The organism is Candidatus Kaelpia imicola, from assembly GCA_030765505.1.
Classification (GTDB): Bacteria; Omnitrophota; Gorgyraeia; order Kaelpiales; family Kaelpiaceae; genus Kaelpia; species Kaelpia imicola.
In genome coordinates this window covers 1-16,173 of record JAVCCL010000016.1, presented here as the reverse complement: position 1 = coordinate 16,173, position 16,173 = coordinate 1, and the positions used below count along the sequence as shown (strand labels likewise).

19 protein-coding genes are annotated in these 16,173 nt (G+C 40.0%); 17 read left to right on the top strand and 2 right to left on the bottom strand.

Annotated features, from left to right (window positions below; all coding sequences use genetic code 11):
- The first annotated feature begins 1 nt into the window (after position 1).
- The 17 genes from P9L98_02470 (at position 2) to nrdR (ending at position 13,356) form a co-directional block, all read left to right on the top strand.
- Positions 2-1,396: a class II fructose-bisphosphate aldolase gene (locus tag P9L98_02470; protein MDP8216171.1), complete on the top strand. Its 1,395-nt coding sequence runs from the start codon at positions 2-4 to the stop codon at positions 1,394-1,396.
- A 43-nt stretch (positions 1,397-1,439) separates the two neighbouring features.
- Positions 1,440-1,979, top strand: coding sequence for a 2-oxoacid:acceptor oxidoreductase family protein (locus tag P9L98_02465; GenBank protein MDP8216170.1), 540 nt, complete (start codon positions 1,440-1,442; stop codon positions 1,977-1,979).
- Between the two features lie 11 nt (positions 1,980-1,990).
- The gene (locus P9L98_02460; protein ID MDP8216169.1) at positions 1,991-2,251 is read left to right on the top strand and encodes a 4Fe-4S binding protein; all 261 of its coding nucleotides are present in this window, start codon (positions 1,991-1,993) and stop codon (positions 2,249-2,251) included.
- Positions 2,248-3,435 (top strand): pyruvate ferredoxin oxidoreductase, encoded by a 1,188-nt coding sequence (gene porA, locus P9L98_02455; GenBank protein MDP8216168.1) that lies wholly within the window; start codon positions 2,248-2,250, stop codon positions 3,433-3,435. The genes P9L98_02460 and porA overlap by 4 nt, the downstream gene beginning before the upstream one ends.
- Before the next feature lie 10 nt (positions 3,436-3,445).
- Positions 3,446-4,333 (top strand): thiamine pyrophosphate-dependent enzyme, encoded by an 888-nt coding sequence (locus tag P9L98_02450; GenBank protein MDP8216167.1) that lies wholly within the window; start codon positions 3,446-3,448, stop codon positions 4,331-4,333.
- Between the two features lie 244 nt (positions 4,334-4,577).
- Entirely contained in the window at positions 4,578-4,844 is a 267-nt protein-coding gene (locus P9L98_02445) for a hypothetical protein (GenBank protein MDP8216166.1), read from the top strand.
- A gap of 34 nt (positions 4,845-4,878) precedes the next feature.
- Positions 4,879-5,064, top strand: a complete 186-nt coding sequence (locus tag P9L98_02440; protein ID MDP8216165.1) for a ferredoxin — start codon at positions 4,879-4,881, stop codon at positions 5,062-5,064.
- 200 nt (positions 5,065-5,264) lie between these two features.
- Positions 5,265-6,563 carry an adenylosuccinate lyase gene (purB, locus tag P9L98_02435; protein ID MDP8216164.1) on the top strand — a complete coding sequence of 433 codons (1,299 nt, stop codon included), beginning with the start codon at positions 5,265-5,267 and terminating at the stop codon, positions 6,561-6,563.
- A gap of 284 nt (positions 6,564-6,847) precedes the next feature.
- On the top strand, positions 6,848-7,846 hold the full coding sequence (gene purM / locus P9L98_02430) for a phosphoribosylformylglycinamidine cyclo-ligase (GenBank protein ID MDP8216163.1): 999 nt from the start codon (positions 6,848-6,850) through the stop codon (positions 7,844-7,846).
- The gene (gene purD / locus P9L98_02425; protein ID MDP8216162.1) at positions 7,843-9,132 is read left to right on the top strand and encodes a phosphoribosylamine--glycine ligase; all 1,290 of its coding nucleotides are present in this window, start codon (positions 7,843-7,845) and stop codon (positions 9,130-9,132) included. Before purM ends, purD begins: the two co-directional genes overlap by 4 nt.
- Before the next feature lies 1 nt (position 9,133).
- On the top strand, positions 9,134-9,637 hold the full coding sequence (gene purE / locus P9L98_02420; GenBank protein ID MDP8216161.1) for a 5-(carboxyamino)imidazole ribonucleotide mutase: 504 nt from the start codon (positions 9,134-9,136) through the stop codon (positions 9,635-9,637).
- Positions 9,634-10,254, top strand: a complete 621-nt coding sequence (locus P9L98_02415) for an L-threonylcarbamoyladenylate synthase (protein MDP8216160.1) — start codon at positions 9,634-9,636, stop codon at positions 10,252-10,254. Before purE ends, P9L98_02415 begins: the two co-directional genes overlap by 4 nt.
- A gap of 2 nt (positions 10,255-10,256) precedes the next feature.
- Entirely contained in the window at positions 10,257-10,721 is a 465-nt protein-coding gene (locus P9L98_02410; protein ID MDP8216159.1) for a low molecular weight protein arginine phosphatase, read from the top strand.
- A complete protein-coding gene (rpiB, locus tag P9L98_02405; GenBank protein MDP8216158.1) occupies positions 10,699-11,133 on the top strand; it encodes a ribose 5-phosphate isomerase B in 435 nt (144 codons plus the stop codon). Before P9L98_02410 ends, rpiB begins: the two co-directional genes overlap by 23 nt.
- Positions 11,096-12,400, top strand: a complete 1,305-nt coding sequence (gene glyA, locus P9L98_02400) for a serine hydroxymethyltransferase (protein MDP8216157.1) — start codon at positions 11,096-11,098, stop codon at positions 12,398-12,400. The genes rpiB and glyA overlap by 38 nt, the downstream gene beginning before the upstream one ends.
- Positions 12,393-12,863 (top strand): cytidine/deoxycytidylate deaminase family protein, encoded by a 471-nt coding sequence (locus P9L98_02395; protein ID MDP8216156.1) that lies wholly within the window; start codon positions 12,393-12,395, stop codon positions 12,861-12,863. The genes glyA and P9L98_02395 overlap by 8 nt, the downstream gene beginning before the upstream one ends.
- Before the next feature lie 28 nt (positions 12,864-12,891).
- Positions 12,892-13,356, top strand: a complete 465-nt coding sequence (gene nrdR, locus P9L98_02390; protein MDP8216155.1) for a transcriptional regulator NrdR — start codon at positions 12,892-12,894, stop codon at positions 13,354-13,356.
- 3 nt (positions 13,357-13,359) lie between these two features.
- Here the strand turns inward: nrdR and P9L98_02385 are convergent, their stop codons facing one another.
- Complete coding sequence (locus tag P9L98_02385) at positions 13,360-14,961, bottom strand: SurA N-terminal domain-containing protein (GenBank protein ID MDP8216154.1); 1,602 nt, start codon at positions 14,959-14,961, stop codon at positions 13,360-13,362.
- 437 nt (positions 14,962-15,398) lie between these two features.
- The coding region (locus tag P9L98_02380; GenBank protein MDP8216153.1) for a hypothetical protein at positions 15,399-16,173 on the bottom strand (775 nt) is incomplete at its 5' end.

Genomic DNA, 16,173 nt, shown 5'->3' with positions numbered 1-16,173 from the left:
AATGAGTAAGTTTAAAATGAACATTGCCGGTGTTAGGTTTAGAGACGAGGGTCTGGTTATCGAGGATGGAGGAGCTCTTATGGCAGAAGGCATTGATAAGTTGCTGGAGAGCATTATATTTGAAGAGGATATTAAAAAGAAGGCAGAATATGCTGCTGTAATCTGGGAATTGGCAGCAGAGAGCGGTATCTACCCTGCTTCTATACATGATCTTTACAAGGCTATGGGTAGAGGCGAAGCAGCAGGTTTCACAGTGCCGGCTATGAATCTGCGTACATTGACATATGATACTGCCAGAGCGGTATTCCGCGCAGCTGGAAAGATAAACGCAGCTGCTTTTATATTTGAAATTGCAAGGTCTGAGATGGGTTATACAGGCCAGTGCCCACTGGAGTATACTGCAGTCTCTCTTGCCGCAGCTATTAAAGAGGGTTATAAAGGTTGCGTCTTTGTCCAGGGAGACCATTTCCAAATAAAACTGAATGATTTTCAAACTAATAAAGAGAAGGCTTTATCCGAGATAAAGAAACTTATAAATGAAGCAATGCAGGGAGGGTTCTATAATATAGATATTGATGCATCGACGCTTGTGGATCTCTCTCGTGAGACTCTCAGCGAACAGCAGCAGCATAACTGCTGGGTTACATCTGAGTTGACTAAATGTATAAGATCTCAGGAAGTAGAAGGTGTAACGGTCTCTATAGGAGGCGAGATAGGAGAAGTTGGAAGTAAAAATTCAACCTCCGAAGACCTAAATGCATTTATGAAAGGATACTTAGAGCTTTTAGAAGAAGGGTATGAGGGAATAAGTAAGATCAGTATTCAGACCGGGACTACACATGGCGGTGTTGTTCTTCCTGACGGCAGCATTGCTGAAGTTAAGGTTGATTTCAACACCCTTAAAGAGCTCTCTGAGATTTCAAGGAAGAGCTATGAGATGGCCGGTGCTGTTCAGCATGGTGCATCTACTTTACCCAAAGAGGCGTTCAATAAGTTTCCGGAGACAACTGCCGCAGAGATACATTTGGCTACACAGTTTCAGAACATTATCTATGATAATATGCCTCAAGATCTAAAGACCGAGATCTATGATTGGTTAAAAGAGAATTTTAAGTCGGATTGGAAAGAAGATCAGACAGAAGAACAGTTCTTGTACAAAGTCAGAAAGCAGGCTTTGGGTAACTTCAAGCAGAAGATACATTGTATGGATAAGGATATAAAACGGAGTATTGCATCAAAACTTGAAGAGGAATTTAACTTTCTTTTTGAGCAGCTTAATATAAAAGATACAAAAGAGGTGGTAAATAGATTCATTAAGCCGGTGATTATCAAGAAGCAGGTCAAAGACCTGCTGCCTCAGGAACTTGTCGATGCCAATTTTGACGGAGCTGATTAATAGAGATGTTTAGAAGATTGTATAATCCATATAAGGAGGAGAGATGAAAGAGGTGACGGTATATGCCAGAGCAGGTCAGGGTGCTATTACAACAACGGTTATTCTGGGTAATGCCTATTTTAAACAGCAGAAATTTGCCTATGCTTTTCCTCATTTTGGCGCAGCTAGAATGGGTGCACCAATGAATGCTTTTATACGGGTGGATGATAAGCCTATAAGAGTACGTTCCAGAGTCTATGAGCCTGACTATGCACTTATTATAGATGCTACACTTATAAACAGTCAGGATATCTTTGCCGGCGTAAGAGAATCAGGGCTTGTAATAGTCAATTCAGAGAAAGAGTATAGTTCAGATAGAGACCTTAAAATATTTTCACTGCCCGCTAATAACATTGCTCTAGAGATAATAGGTAGGCCTCTTGGCAATACCGCTATTCTGGGAGCCTATGCAGCATTAAGCGGAGAGCTGGAGATAGAGAATATAAAAAGAGCCGTATCCGAGCGTTTTAAAGGTGAAATCGGTCAGAAGAATGCAGAGGCTGCTCAGAGAGGCTATGATTTTGCTTTAGCATTAAAAAAATAAGGAGGGAGTAAATGTTTGTTCCTATTATATCGAAGCCGGCTACAAGCTTGGCAAACAAAACCGGTTCTTGGCGGACTAAGAAGAGACCCAAATTTCTGCAAAAGGATTGCATAGGATGCAATATGTGTATTGATATTTGCCCGGAAGGATGTATTAAAGGTTTAGATAAGAATAAATTTGAGCCGGACCTTGATTACTGTAAAGGTTGCGGGCTCTGTGCAGTTATCTGTCCCAAAAATGATATAGAGATGGTCGAGGAGGATGAACAATGAAAGTATTTATGGAGGGCTCCCATGCTGTAGCCGAAGCTATAAAGATGATAAAGCCGGGTGTAGTCTGCGCATATCCAATAACACCGCAGACGCATATTGTAGAGAGGCTCTCTGAGATGGTTGCTGATGGTGCATTAGAATCAGAATATGTAAACGTTGAGTCAGAGCACTCTGCTGCCTCTGTTGTTTTGGGCTCTACGGCTACCGGTGTCAGGTCCTATACAGCGACAAGCTCTCAGGGTTTGATTCTCATGAGTGAGGTATTGTTTAATATTGCCGGAATGAGATTACCGGTTATCTTGACTTGCGTGAATAGAGCACTATCTGCTCCTATTAACATCTGGAATGATCACCAGGATTCTATGGCGGTTAGAGATGCAGGTTGGATGCAGTTCTATGCAGAGAATAATCAAGAGCTGCATGATTTACATTTCATAGCTTATAAGATAGCAGAAAATAAAGATATTATGCTTCCTGCAATGGTATGCATGGATGGGTTTATACTCTCTCATGGCTATGAGGTTTTGGATTTAGCTATTCAGGACCAGGTTGATAAATATCTTCCCCCTTATAAACCTGCATACAAATTAGATCCCAAAGAGCCTCTTACCATGGGTCTCTTGGGCGCCCCGGACGTATATATGGAGACTCGTTATGCTATACAGAAGACCATGGATGAAGTTTTGCCGGTTATCGAAAAAGAAGAACAGGAGTTTGAGAAGATATTCGGCAGAGAGTTGCCTCTTCTGATAGAAGAATATAGGTTAAAAGATGCAGACAAGGTTTTAATAGCAATGGGCTCTATATGCGGGACTATCAAAGATGCGGTAGATGGGCTGCGGGAGAGAGGCGAGAAAGTCGGCCTGCTTAAAATCGTATGCTACAGGCCTTTTCCTGCCAATAAGATTTACGAAGCTCTAAAGAGAGTTAAGAAGATAGGAGTTGTAGATAAGGCTATATCTCTGGGGTCGTCCGGCCCGCTTCATTTAGAAGTTGCTGCTTTAATGCAGTCAAAGAGAGAGGCTCAGCCTATAAGCGGTTTTATTGCAGGATTGGGCGGACGTGATATAAGACCTAAGACAATAGTTAAGATATTTAATCTAATGGATAGAGAGCCTCAGAGTGCTAGATTTATCGACTTAAATAAATGGTACAAAGAAGAGTCGGCTATAATGGTTAGTTAAGGAGGTATTGATGCAGGAAGATCTATTTGTTGCCGGACATACTGCCTGTGCCGGCTGCGGCCAGTCGCTGGCAGCTAGAATAGTGCTTAATGCGGCTGGAAGAGATACAATTATTACCAATGCGACCGGATGTCTTGAAGTCTTTTCGACCGGTTTTCCTCAGACAGCGTGGAGAGTTCCTTTCATACACTCTCTTTTTGAAAATGCTTCTGCGGTTGCATCAGGAATCGAGGTTGGTTTAAAGGCTCTGGGGATAAAAGATGGAGTCAATGTTATATCTCAGGGCGGCGATGGCGGTACAGCAGATATAGGTTTGCAGTCTCTCTCTGGAATGCTTGAGAGAGGCCACGATATTCTATATGTTATGTACGACAATGAGGCCTACATGAATACAGGTATTCAGAGAAGCGGAATGACACCTGCTTATGCCAATACAACAACCTCTCCTCCGGGTAAGCTATCTCTGGGCAATCCTCAGCCCAAGAAGAATATGGCTGCAATCTGTGCTGCTCATGATATTCCTTATTCAACCACTGCCTCTGTCGGCTATCCCAGAGATATTGAGAGAAAGGTTAAAAAGGCTATATCTATAAAAGGACCGAAATTTCTTCATATCTTTGTCCCCTGTCCTTTAGGCTGGAGACATGATCCCTCAGCTACAGAAAAAATAGCAAAGCTGGCTGTTGAGACAGGGCTCTTCCCTGTTGTTGAGTATGAGAGTGGTAATATCTCGAAGGTGATGCAGTTTAAGGAGCTAAAACCTGTAAATGAGTTTCTAAAGACCCAGGGTAGATTTAAGCACCTTATGAAAGATAGTCCTGAGATTAAAGAGGCTATAGAATTTCTCAATAAGATTGTCCAGGAGAACGTAAAGAGGTATAGTTTGATTAAGCAATGAAGAAGATAGACTTTCTCTCTATAGCTAACGGCCTCTTTTCTAATAGTATGGTTATCAAGATAAGAGAGAAGAATAGAAAGTCTCTGTCTTAATTTTAGGTGATGAGAGCCGAAGTTTCTATTGCTGTTCCAATTGGTAAATTGTTTTTAGATAGAATTAAAGGTAAACGGGTTTATTCAAGGTTAAATACATAAAGTTGATTTGAGGAAATCATTTAGCAGTTTAGCATATATGGAGGTGTTTTGTGGTTTGGGAAGAAGATTTTGACAGAGAGCTAAAGAAACTTAAAGAGGCTCTAAATAAAATACTGATTAAGTCTAAAGAGTTTCAAAGTTTTAGGAAGAAATTAAAAGAATGGAATTTAGATAGTGATATTTTATTCCAGATGCATATTGTTGATAAAGATGATTCCGGTTCTTTTAAAAAAGGTAAGATAGAGAGAAGGAATAAGACTAGCATTGCCAGAGAGGATATTGCATTCTTTAAGAGGAATGGTATAAAATGGGATTAATCAAAGTCAAGGAACTTATTAAAGGAGGTAGAAGATGATAGTAAAAATAGATGCTGATACCTGTATAGGTTGCGGTCTCTGCGTTAACATGGCGCCGGAAGTATTTCAGATGGAGGATGACAAGGCTGTACCTCTATCTGAGGTGGTTGCCGAAGGCCAGGAAGAGAGTGCCAAGAAGATGGCAGAAGACTGCCCAGTCAACTCAATAAGCGTAGAATAAGATATAATAATCAAGCCCCCTTTGTCGATTTGATAGAGGGGGTCTTTTTTGTCTATCTATTTGTAATTGTACGCAGGGTAGCGGTTTAAATATAACGGGTGAATATAAAATAGAGGTTTTTATCCTCAGGAGTCTCCTAAATTGTTTTAATCAGCCTTTCCAGCGTTGACAAACTATTTTTATTATGTAAGAATTTTTCCATGATAGATAGATATAGCTTACCTGAAATGAGTAAGATTTGGTCATTAGAGTCTAGGTTTCAATATCTTCTTGATGTTGAGCTTACGGTTCTTGAAATTCTCCAGGAGAAGAAGAGGATTCCTTTAAGCAAAAAGAGACTGTTAGAGGTTAAGAGAAAAGCATCTTTTAATGTTAAAAGAATAGAAAAGATAGAGAGAGCTACAAACCATGACCTAATAGCTTTTCTTAAGAATTTAGAAGAGAATATCGGTAAAGATGCAAAATATATCCATAAAGGTCTTACATCTTCGGATGTTTTAGATACAGCCCTATCACTTCAGCTTAGGGATGGGATTAAGATTTTAGAAAAAGATTTAGCCGAGTATCTAAAAGCATTAAAATCTTTAGTCAAAAAATATAAGAGTCTGCCTGCAATAGGCAGAAGCCATGGCATACATGCAGAGCCTACAACGTTAGGATTAAAATTTCTCAATTTCTATTCAGAGGGCTTAAGGAATCAGGAACGTCTTAAAAGAGCTAAAGAGGAGTTGGCTTTTATTGCAATATCCGGGGCAGTAGGTACTTATGCCGGTATGCCTCCCGATATTGAGAGAGCGGTTGCAGGGAAGCTCAAGATGAAAGAGGAACCTATCTCTACTCAGGTGATACCCAGGGATAGGCTTGCCAACTTATTTACAGTATTTGCTTTAATAGCTGCATCTCTTGAGAGATTTACAACAGAGATAAGACATCTTCAGAGAACGGAGGTAAATGAAGTCTTGGAGCCGTTTGGTAGGAAGCAGAAAGGCTCCTCTGCCATGCCTCATAAGAGAAATCCTATTCTCTGTGAAAGGATATCAGGTTTAGCCAGGGTCTTTAGAGGTTATCTTACTCCAGCCATAGAGAATATAACTCTCTGGCATGAGCGGGATATATCCCACTCTTCAGTTGAGCGGATTATATTGCCGGATGCCTTTATTCTCCTGGATTATATGTTCCATGTTACGACTAAGATTGTTAAGGGTTTAAATGTTAATAAAGAGGCGGTTGAAAATAATCTCTGGCTTAAAAAAGGTCTCTTTGCATCCGGCAGGCTTATGGTTATGCTTATAGACAAAGGGCTGTCACGTTCAGAGGCTTATGATTTAATACAGGGACCAGCGCTAAAGTCATACCGGGAGAAGGTCGATTTTAAAGGACTGGTTGTTAATGATTTAAAGATTAAAAAGTTTCTCAATGAGAGAGAGATTGAAAGAACTTTTGATCTTAATTCCTACCTCAGTCATATAGATAAGGTTTTTAGGCGTTTTGGAATATAGCAATAGAAGGCCAACTCTTTAGAAGATCTATCTTAACAGTTGCCGGGTTGGTTTATGTGTATAACGCCGTTTCTGTTGTTTAATAATTTCAGTCTGTTTAAAGTAAAGTAGTATATGGTTTTTTACTTTGGTTTTTACTCTTGAAGAGGAGGCGATATTCTGCTATAAAATTCTTCTAAAGCTTTAAGATAAAGGAGAGCGCATCTCTTGATTTTCAAAGGTTTATTAGGTTAAGGTAGTTATTTTTAAGAGAGAATATTTTTTAAACAGAGGAGTCTGGTATGATAGATTATAAGAAGTCCGGTGTCGATATTGATAAGGCAAACCTTTTTGTAAAAGAGATAAAACCGATCGTTAACTCTACGAAATCCAAGCATGTCTTAGAAGATATTGGACCTTTTGCAGCGTTTTACAGCATCAAAGAGTTTAAAAAATATAAGCATCCTGTCTTGGTCTCCTCAACAGACGGAGTAGGTACAAAGATAAAGCTCTGTATTGCTGCCGGAAAGTTAGAGGTGGCAGGCTATGATCTTGTTGCGATGAACGTTAATGATATCATAACAACCGGGGCTATGCCTCTATTCTTTTTAGATTATTTTGCAACTTCAAAGCTTGATATTGAGGTTGGTAAAAAATTGGTCCAAGGAATAGCAAGAGGTTGTAAAGATTCTAAAATGAGTCTTGTTGGCGGTGAGACCGCAGAGTTGCCCGGATTTTACAAAAAGGATGAGTTTGATCTGGCCGGCTTCTCAGTAGGCATTATTGATAAGAGTAAAGTTATTACAGGAGATAGAATCAAGAACGGAGATCTTTTAATAGGGCTTCCTTCTTCAGGGCCTCATAGCAACGGCTTCTCTCTAATCAGAAAACTATTTAGCGCAGGAGAGGTTAAAGAGTACTGGCATAACTATATTTTAAAGCCAACCCGTATCTACGTTAAAGATATTTTGACTCTTCTTGACAAAGGTCTGGATGTTAAAGGTATGGCTCATATAACAGGGGGCGGATTCTATGACAATATTGAAAGAATTCTGCCTGAGAATTTAGATGCCGTCATAGAAAAGGATAGCTGGAAAATAGGCAGAGTATTTAAAGAGATAAAGAAGCGGGCTAAGATTGAAGACAAAAAGATGTATAGGACTTTTAATATGGGCATAGGCTTTATACTTGTTCTCTCTGAAAAAGAGTACGGAAAGATGAACAATATCTTTAAGAATTTAGGCAAAAAATGTTATCTTATCGGAAGAGTTGAGAGAGGCAAAGGAGAGGTTAAGATTATATGAGAGTTTTAGTTATAGGCTCCGGCGGCCGTGAGCATGCTTTAGTCTGGAAGTTAAGCCAGTCAAGGCGAGTCAGAGATATATATGCTTTACCAGGCAATGGCGGCATCTCGGATTTAGCTCAGATTGTAGATATTGATAGCAAAGATTTAAATGGCATCGTTGAATTTGTAAAGAGAGAGAGTATAGATTTAACTATTGTCGGGCCCGAGGCTCCGCTTACTGAAGGTATTGTTGATCTTTTTAAGGAGAATGGTTTAAGAATCTTTGGCCCGTCTAAAGATGCTGCCAGACTTGAAAGCAGTAAGGTTTTTGCAAAAGAGTTTATGCAGGAAGAGAAAATACCAACAGCAGATTTTAAAATTTTCAGTGATTATAATCAAGCTAAAAAATATTTAAGAGAGCAGCAGTTTCCAAAGATAATCAAAGCAGACGGCCTCTGCGGGGGTAAAGGTGTCTTTGTAGTTGAAAGTTTGACTGAAGCAGAGAATGCATTAGACAGAATAATGAATCAGAAGATTTTTGATGCTGCAGGCGATACCGTTATAATTGAAGAGTGTCTTTTTGGAGAAGAGGTCTCTATTATTGCAATATCGGATGGTGAGAACATTGTCCCTCTTGCATCGTCTCAGGATCATAAGCGAATTTATGAAGGAGATAGAGGGCCTAATACAGGCGGTATGGGAGCATACTCTCCTGCTCCTGCTGCAGAGGGTGAGGTTTTCGATAAAGTTATCAACAAGGTTTTAAAACCAACCATTCTTGGGATGAAAAAAAGAGCTGCCCCTTTTAAGGGTGTCTTATATGCCGGGATTATGGTAGTAAATGATAAGCCCTATGTTTTAGAATTTAATGTTAGATTTGGCGATCCTGAGACGCAGGCTATATTGCCGAGAATGGAGACTGATATAGTCGATCTACTGGAGGCATCCATAGATGGTAATCTTAGTGGTTTTAATATAGAGTGGAAAGATAAATCATCTCTCAGTATTGTTCTTGCGTCAGGCGGTTATCCGGGTAGTTATGAGAAGAATAAAGAGATATCAGGGCTAAAAGAGGCGGCTGCTATTGACGATATTTTGGTATTTCATGCCGGGACAGTTAAAAAAGAAGACTCTATTGGGGTAAGATATTTTACAGCTGGAGGCAGGGTTTTGAATGTTACTGCTTTAGGTGATAATATCAGAGAAGCGAAAGAGAGAGCCTATAGAGCAGCGGGTCTAATAAGTTTTGAAAATATCTATTACAGAAGAGATATCTCAGATAGAGCTTTAAAAGGGGAGGTTTAAAATGGGAAAAGCTTTGATAAGTATAGTCTTAGGGAGCGATTCAGACTTACCTATGCTTAAAGGCGGTCTAGAGATTTTAAAAAGGTTTAAGGTTGATTATGAAGTCAGAATACTATCGGCTCATCGCTGTCCCGATGATGTAAGGAAGTTTGCCCGTGCTGCTTCTAAGCGGGGCATAAAAGCCATAATAGCCTGTGCCGGTATGGCGGCACATCTGCCTGGAGTAATTGCATCTTTTACGACTATTCCGGTGGTAGGCGTTCCTCTTCCTTCTAAAGCTCTAAAAGGGGTTGACTCTCTGGCTTCAATATTACAGATGCCTTCGGGTATACCGGTTGGGACTATGAGTATAGGTGAGACAGGAGTTAAGAATGGAGTTATATTTGCACTCCAGATAATGGCGTTGAGTAATGAGAGACTGAGAAAGAGACTATTAAAATATAAAGAGAATTTAAGAAAGCAAGTCCTGGCTAAAGATGAAAGAATATCCGCCATGTTTCAATGAACACTGAATATTTAAAGCTTAGTATATTTGATCCTGAGGAAGGGAAACTGGAAAAGATAGTAAAGGTGCTTTCTAACGAAGGTCTGGTTGTTTTTCCTACAGAGACAGTCTATGGGATAGGTTTTGATACCGAGTCTAAGGCGGCAATGGATAGAATAGAGGCTATTAAGAAAGAGCGTCAGGATAAACCCTACAGTATATCCATACCTGATTTTAGCTGGATTAAAGATTATAGAATAGATAAAGATTCCTTAAACAGGGCTCATCTTATCGAGGATCTATTGCCTGGGCCGATTACTTTTATAGTAAAAATAGAAGATGGGAGTAAGTTAGGGATCAGGGTTCCTATGAATAGAATTACCCAGGATGCGATAACTCTTTTTAAAAAACCTATCTATCTCCCCAGTGCTAATATCTCAGGCGGTGTTCCTGCCAAAAATGCCCAGGAGGCTATGGACTGTCTTTGGGGTAGAGTCGACTTGATAGTAGACGGCGGTTGTTGTACTCTATGTGTAGCATCTCTGGTACTTGATTTAACTCAAAATCCTGTTAAGATTTTAAGAGAAGGTCCTCTCTTTTTTACAACAGAGGTAAAGAAGAGGTTCAGTATCGAATAGTTATGAAAGTACTTTTCGTCTGTACAGGCAACAGTTGCCGCAGCCCTATAGCTGCTGCTCTTTTGAAAAAAATGGCCCAGGAGAAGGGTTTAAATATTGAGATTAAAAGTTGCGGTACAGCAGCTCTGCTGGACATGAAGGCGACTAAGGAGGCTATTGAGGTTTTAAAGAGAGAAGATATAAGGATATTTGATCATCGATCTAAACCATTGAATAGAGAACTTATTGACTGGGCTGAGCTTATCCTTGTTATGGAAGGCAGACATAAGAGAGAGTTGCTGCAGCATCAATCTCAGGCTCAGAGAAAGGTCTTTTTATTAACTGAGTTTGCAGAAAAAGGAGAACAGGATATAATTGATCCTATTGCTAAACCGTTTGAGGTTTATGAAGGATTATTGATGGATTTAAAGTTCTATTTAACTAAAGTGATAGAGAGGATTAAGAATGAAAGTATCTCTGGGCAGTGATCATAGAGGTTATAAGAGCAAAGAACATCTTAAGAAAATTCTTAAAGAGCTCAATATCGAGTACAGTGACGAGGGGACTCTAAACGAGGAGTCTTGCGACTATCCTGATTTTGCTAAGCGAGCTGTTGAAAGAGTAGTGAGAGCAGAAGCCGATTTTGCAATTCTGATATGCGGCAGCGGGCTCGGGATGTCTATAGCAGCAAATAAGTTTAAAGGCATAAGAGCCGCGCTCTGTTTAAATACTGACATGGCTCAGATGGCACGGCAGCATAACGATGCCAATGTTTTGGTGCTTTCAGCAAACTTTATAGAGCTGGAAGAGATAAAAAATATATTAAATATCTGGCTGGGCAGTGATTTCGAAGGGGGCAGACATGAGCGGAGAGTCCGTAAGATCAGTGAGCTTGAATAAACGGTATTTTTATCAGGGTGTTAAGAGGATCGATCCAGAGATATACTCTTGCTTGATCAAAGAGCTTAACAGGCTGCGGGATAATATAGATCTTATTGCTAGTGAGAATGTTGTCTCGTCTGCTGTTTTGGAGACAGCCGGGAGTATATTGACAAACAAATATGCAGAGGGTTACCCCAATGCTCGCTGGTATAGAGGTTGCAAGCATGTAGATGAGGTTGAAAATATTGCAAGAGAGAGGGCCAAAAAATTGTTTCGGGCTGAACATGCTAATGTACAGCCGCACTCTGGAACTCAGGCCAATATGGCAGTCTATCTATCTGCTTTAAAGACGGGAGATACTCTTCTTGCTTTAGATATTGCATCCGGCGGGCATCTCTCCCACGGTCATCCTAAAAATTTTTCCGGTCAGATATATAACGTTGTAAGATATGGAGTAGATCCCAAAAGTCATCTTATAGATTACAATCAAGTTAGAGATTTAGCCAAAAAGCATAAGCCGAAGATCATAGTTGTAGGTCACAGTGCTTACCCAAGACAATTGGATTTTAAGAGGTTTAAAGAGATAGCCGATGAAGTCGGTGCGTATATTCTTGCTGATATTGCTCATGTTGCAGGGTTTGTTATAACAGGCTTACATCCTAATCCGATTGATGCTGGAATTGAATTTACGACTACAACGACCCATAAAACTCTGCGAGGTGCAAGGGGTGGTTTGATCTTAACAAAGAGAGAGTTTGCAAAATCTATAGACTCCAGTCTCTTTCCAGGTTCTCAAGGCGGACCGTTACCGCATGTTATTGCAGCTAAGGCGGTAGCTTTTAAAGAGGCTGCCAAGCCGGAGTTTAAAGAATATCAGAAGCATGTTCTGACTAATGCTCAAGCCTTGGCTAGCTGTTTTTTGAGTAAAGGGTATGATGTTATGACCGGAGGAACAGATAATCACCTTATTCTCCTGGATGTTTATATTAAGCATGGCATTACAGGTAAAGATGCATCTCTTTGGCTTGAAGAGGCTAATATTACGGTTAATAAGAACCTTATTCCCTATGATAAACAGTCTCCATTTTTGACAAGCGGACTAAGGATTGGCTCCCCGGCTGTGACTACAAGAGGTATGGAAGAGAAGGAGATGGCAGAGATAGTCAGCCTTATAGATCGAGTATTAGAAAGTAAAGGCAGTGTTGATGTCATAAAAAGAGTTAAACTTGAGGTTTTAGAATTGCTTAAGGAGTTTCCTCTCTATCCGGAGATTAAAGATGAATAGCAGGCCTTGTTGGGATAAGTATTTTATGAGTATAGCAACTATTGTATCCAGCCGTGCAACTTGCCTACGGCGTAAAGTCGGAGCTTTAATAGTAAAAGATAGAAGAGTGCTTGCTACCGGTTACAATGGTACTCCTTCGGGTATCACACATTGCGAGGAGGCAGGTTGCTTAAGAGAGAAGCTGAATGTTCCCTCAGGCCAGAGGCATGAACTTTGCCGCGGACTGCACGCAGAGCAGAATGCGATTCTTCAAGCTGCACTTCATGGCATCAGCTTAAAAGGTTCAATTCTTTATTGTACAAATCAGCCTTGTATTATATGCGCTAAGATGCTTATAAATGCAGGAATAAAGGAAGTCATTATAGGTAACGGTTATCCGGATAAGCTAGCAGAAGATATGTTTAAAGAGGCTGGGATTAAGATTAGGATTGTCGCGTTTCAGGATTTAGATAATATAGCGTGAGTAAAAGGAGTTTAATCGGTTTTTTATCATGAGATGTCCTTACTGCGGTAATATAGAGGATAGAGTCCTAGATTCGCGCAGCTCTTCAGAAGAGACCGTTATAAGAAGACGGAGAGAGTGCTTGAAATGTTTAAGGCGCTTTACAACATATGAGAAGATAGAGAACACCCCGCTTATTATAATAAAAAAAGATGGTAGAAGAGAGGAGTTTTATCGTAACAAGGTTCTTAATGGTCTGCGTAAAGCCTGCGATAAAAGGTCTATAAGCATTGAGGAGCTGGAGAATATAGCGGATAAGATCGAAAAAGACCTAGAGAAGAAAAATCAGAAAGAGATATCTTCCAAAATTATAGGTGAATTAATTATGAGATATCTACATAGCCTGGATCAGGTTGCCTATGTGAGATTTTCCTCTGTCTATAAAGAGTTTAAGGATATAGAAGAGTTTAAAGCAGCATTAGATAAACTCTTAAAGAGAGATAGTGCCCGCTAAATTCTATTTAGGTAAAGTAAAATATACTTCAAGATCAGCCTCTTCTCTAAGCTGAGCAAACCAATTATTCAATACTGTGTTTTTCTTTTCTATTAGCAGTTCTTCTTGTAATTTTTCTTTCTGCTCTTTGAATTCTTCCTCTGCTGCTTCTCTTATATCGTCGATTCGCAGAATGATATATCCTGCCTGAGAAGTTATAACTTTTGGATTGAAGCCTTTACTCTGGTTGCTGTCAAGAGAGGCCAGGATATCAGAAGCGTTGCCTATGCCTTTAATATAACCGGCTGAGGTTATAAAATCTGTTTTTACAAACGCTAAGTCATTAACATCCAGTATCTTCTGAATATCTTCCTCGTTATTTAAGGCCAGTATTATCGAGGATAATAATTCTTCAGCCTCTCTTTTTGCCAGCCCGTTGGCTTTAGAGGTTTTATACTCTTTTAATACCTCCTCTTTAGTCTCCCCGAACTCAGGGATATAAGGTGCTCTTTTCTCTATCGATTTTATGATGTAGAGACCATTCTTTATTTCAATAGCGCTGCTGAGTTCGCCCGGATCTAAGGAGAATGCCTGTTCTGTGATCTTATAAGCCCAGCCGATTCCGGGTATAGGGTCCCAAGGAGAGAAGAGCCCGGTTTCATTAAAAGAGAGGTTGAATTTCTCTGCAATCCGGGAGAGGCTTATTTCAGATGCAATATCGTCTTCTATCTGCCAAATTAACTCTTGAGCTTCATCACGAGCTTTCACCTGAATAAGATAATCGGATACCTTTACTCTCAAATCTTCATCACTTAAGCCAGGCTCTTCTTCACTCTGCATCTCTTTAAGTTCTTCTTCATGCTCTCTGAAATAATTATCTATCTCCTCCTCTAGAACTGTTATTTCGGTTGCGAAGTCTTTGAATAATATGCTTAGGTACTCTATATTTACCTGCTCCGGTTTTTTGAATCTCTCTCTGCTCTCGTTATAGAAAGCGACAAGCTCCTCTTCTGTATAGCTTATGTTTTTTAAGAACTCTGCAGGTTTTACAAGAATATAGCTTAACTTAAATGAACTCTTTTCAGATTTAAATTTTTCCCAGGTTTCTGCCTCTGCGACTTTGACGTTTTCTGTTACCTTTTCAATCAACGCTTTTATCTTAAGGTTGTCCCGTACCTGTGCTTCATACTGTTGAGGGCTAAGCCCTAGATAATATTTGAGCATTGTCTCATAGCTATCCCTTGAAAAAGTATTATTCTTCTGAAAAACAGGAGCGGTTTGAATGGCCGTTATTACCTCTGTATCGGATATCTTTATCTTCTTTTGCTTTACTTCTTCTAATAATATTATTCTCTGCCAGGTCTGCCCCTCTAAGTTCAAGAGTTTTTTTACCTTATTCAGGTTCTCTCCATAGAGCAGCTGGGCCTGGTTGTGGACTGCATGGTATTGCTTAGCAAAATCATCTTTGGATATCTTTTTTGAAAATACTAATCCTGCAAGAGAGTCTTTGCCTTGAGATTTTAATACGCTGCCTACACCCCAGAGTACAAACGCAGGGATGATGATTATAGCGATAAAAAACATGATAATCTTGATATTCTTTTTCTTTCTGAATACATCCAGCATAGCTAACTCCTTTTTCTCTACGATTATATTGGAAAGGGTATCTCTGTGCAAATGTAAACTTTTATTAGTAGTGTAACATATTTTGGACACTTTGAGATTAAAAGTTCTTTGAAAAGAATAAAGAGACGGCATACCCTTTAGATAACAAACATTAACAGCCCGCTATATGTGGACAGGAGGGTATGCCATGAATAGGGGGCAATAGCGGGTAATACTCAGAATTGGTGGTAATACAGGTAAGTCGCTAAATGGCTTATTTTAAAGGGAATAAATGCAATATCTTGATTTTATTGAAGTTATAGAAAATACTTGAATCTCGTTGCGAACGAGATGCTCTCCCAGCTGAGCTACACTCTACAATAGCCGCTGTCGTACCATTCATAATCACAGCAATCTCTTCGCTCATAAAAATCTTCAAACTTTTATCGATCTAACTTTTAAAACTCATCGCATTCGCTACATGCATTACCACACGGAATGCTGCAATCTGGATCTCCCATATCATAGCATTGTTCGATACATGCATCGCATTCAGTTTGGTTGCAACAGTCCGAATGGACCTCACATGTATCTACTCCTGTACCGCAACCAGCCGTACAAACCCCATATATACAAGTATATTGCCAACAACCGTCATGATCATCGCATATATCTTCTCCTGCACCTTCTATTGCTTTACACCAGCAGAAAGAACCATCTCTAGCACATTCATTATGTGTGATAATGCAAGCCGAACTACAACCGTCGAGAGGTTCATTATTGCCGTCGTCACACTCTTCACCTGCATCTTGAGTTCCATCGCCGCACTCACCGCCCTCAAGAGTTACTTCCTCACAGCTAGTAGAACAATATGTGCATGGAGGGGTACATACATCACCATTCTGAGCACCGTCATCACAATCTTCATCATCGGAATGAACATACCCATCTCCGCATTCCGCATCTACGCATGTATTCAAGCAGTCATCGGAGTTACTATTATTTCCGTCATCACAATCTTCATCATCGGAATGAACATACCCATCTCCGCATTCCGCATCTACGCATGTATTCAAGCAGTCATCGGAGTTACTATTATTGCCGTCATCACAATCTTCACCTGGATCTGGTGTTCCGTCTCCGCATTCACCGCCGGTAATGGTCTCTTCTACGCACTCATCAGTACACCAAGTACATTCTTCGCCATATTCAGCAGTACATAGATCGCCGTTG

Excerpts from the sequence above, each read along its gene's own strand:
- P9L98_02450 (MDP8216167.1), top strand. The coding sequence starts at position 3,446 with ATGCAGGAAGATCTATTTGTTGCCGGACATACTGCCTGTGCCGGCTGC.
- purE (MDP8216161.1), top strand. The coding sequence starts at position 9,134 with ATGGGAAAAGCTTTGATAAGTATAGTCTTAGGGAGCGATTCAGACTTA.
- glyA (MDP8216157.1), top strand. The coding sequence starts at position 11,096 with ATGAGCGGAGAGTCCGTAAGATCAGTGAGCTTGAATAAACGGTATTTT.
- P9L98_02385 (MDP8216154.1), bottom strand. The coding sequence starts at position 14,961 with ATGCTGGATGTATTCAGAAAGAAAAAGAATATCAAGATTATCATGTTT.
- P9L98_02465 (MDP8216170.1), top strand. The coding sequence starts at position 1,440 with ATGAAAGAGGTGACGGTATATGCCAGAGCAGGTCAGGGTGCTATTACA.
- P9L98_02395 (MDP8216156.1), top strand. The coding sequence starts at position 12,393 with ATGAATAGCAGGCCTTGTTGGGATAAGTATTTTATGAGTATAGCAACT.
- P9L98_02440 (MDP8216165.1), top strand. The coding sequence starts at position 4,879 with ATGATAGTAAAAATAGATGCTGATACCTGTATAGGTTGCGGTCTCTGC.
- P9L98_02470 (MDP8216171.1), top strand. The coding sequence starts at position 2 with ATGAGTAAGTTTAAAATGAACATTGCCGGTGTTAGGTTTAGAGACGAG.
- nrdR (MDP8216155.1), top strand. The coding sequence starts at position 12,892 with ATGAGATGTCCTTACTGCGGTAATATAGAGGATAGAGTCCTAGATTCG.
- P9L98_02460 (MDP8216169.1), top strand. The coding sequence starts at position 1,991 with ATGTTTGTTCCTATTATATCGAAGCCGGCTACAAGCTTGGCAAACAAA.
- P9L98_02410 (MDP8216159.1), top strand. The coding sequence starts at position 10,257 with ATGAAAGTACTTTTCGTCTGTACAGGCAACAGTTGCCGCAGCCCTATA.
- rpiB (MDP8216158.1), top strand. The coding sequence starts at position 10,699 with ATGAAAGTATCTCTGGGCAGTGATCATAGAGGTTATAAGAGCAAAGAA.
- purB (MDP8216164.1), top strand. The coding sequence starts at position 5,265 with ATGATAGATAGATATAGCTTACCTGAAATGAGTAAGATTTGGTCATTA.
- P9L98_02415 (MDP8216160.1), top strand. The coding sequence starts at position 9,634 with ATGAACACTGAATATTTAAAGCTTAGTATATTTGATCCTGAGGAAGGG.
- porA (MDP8216168.1), top strand. The coding sequence starts at position 2,248 with ATGAAAGTATTTATGGAGGGCTCCCATGCTGTAGCCGAAGCTATAAAG.
- purD (MDP8216162.1), top strand. The coding sequence starts at position 7,843 with ATGAGAGTTTTAGTTATAGGCTCCGGCGGCCGTGAGCATGCTTTAGTC.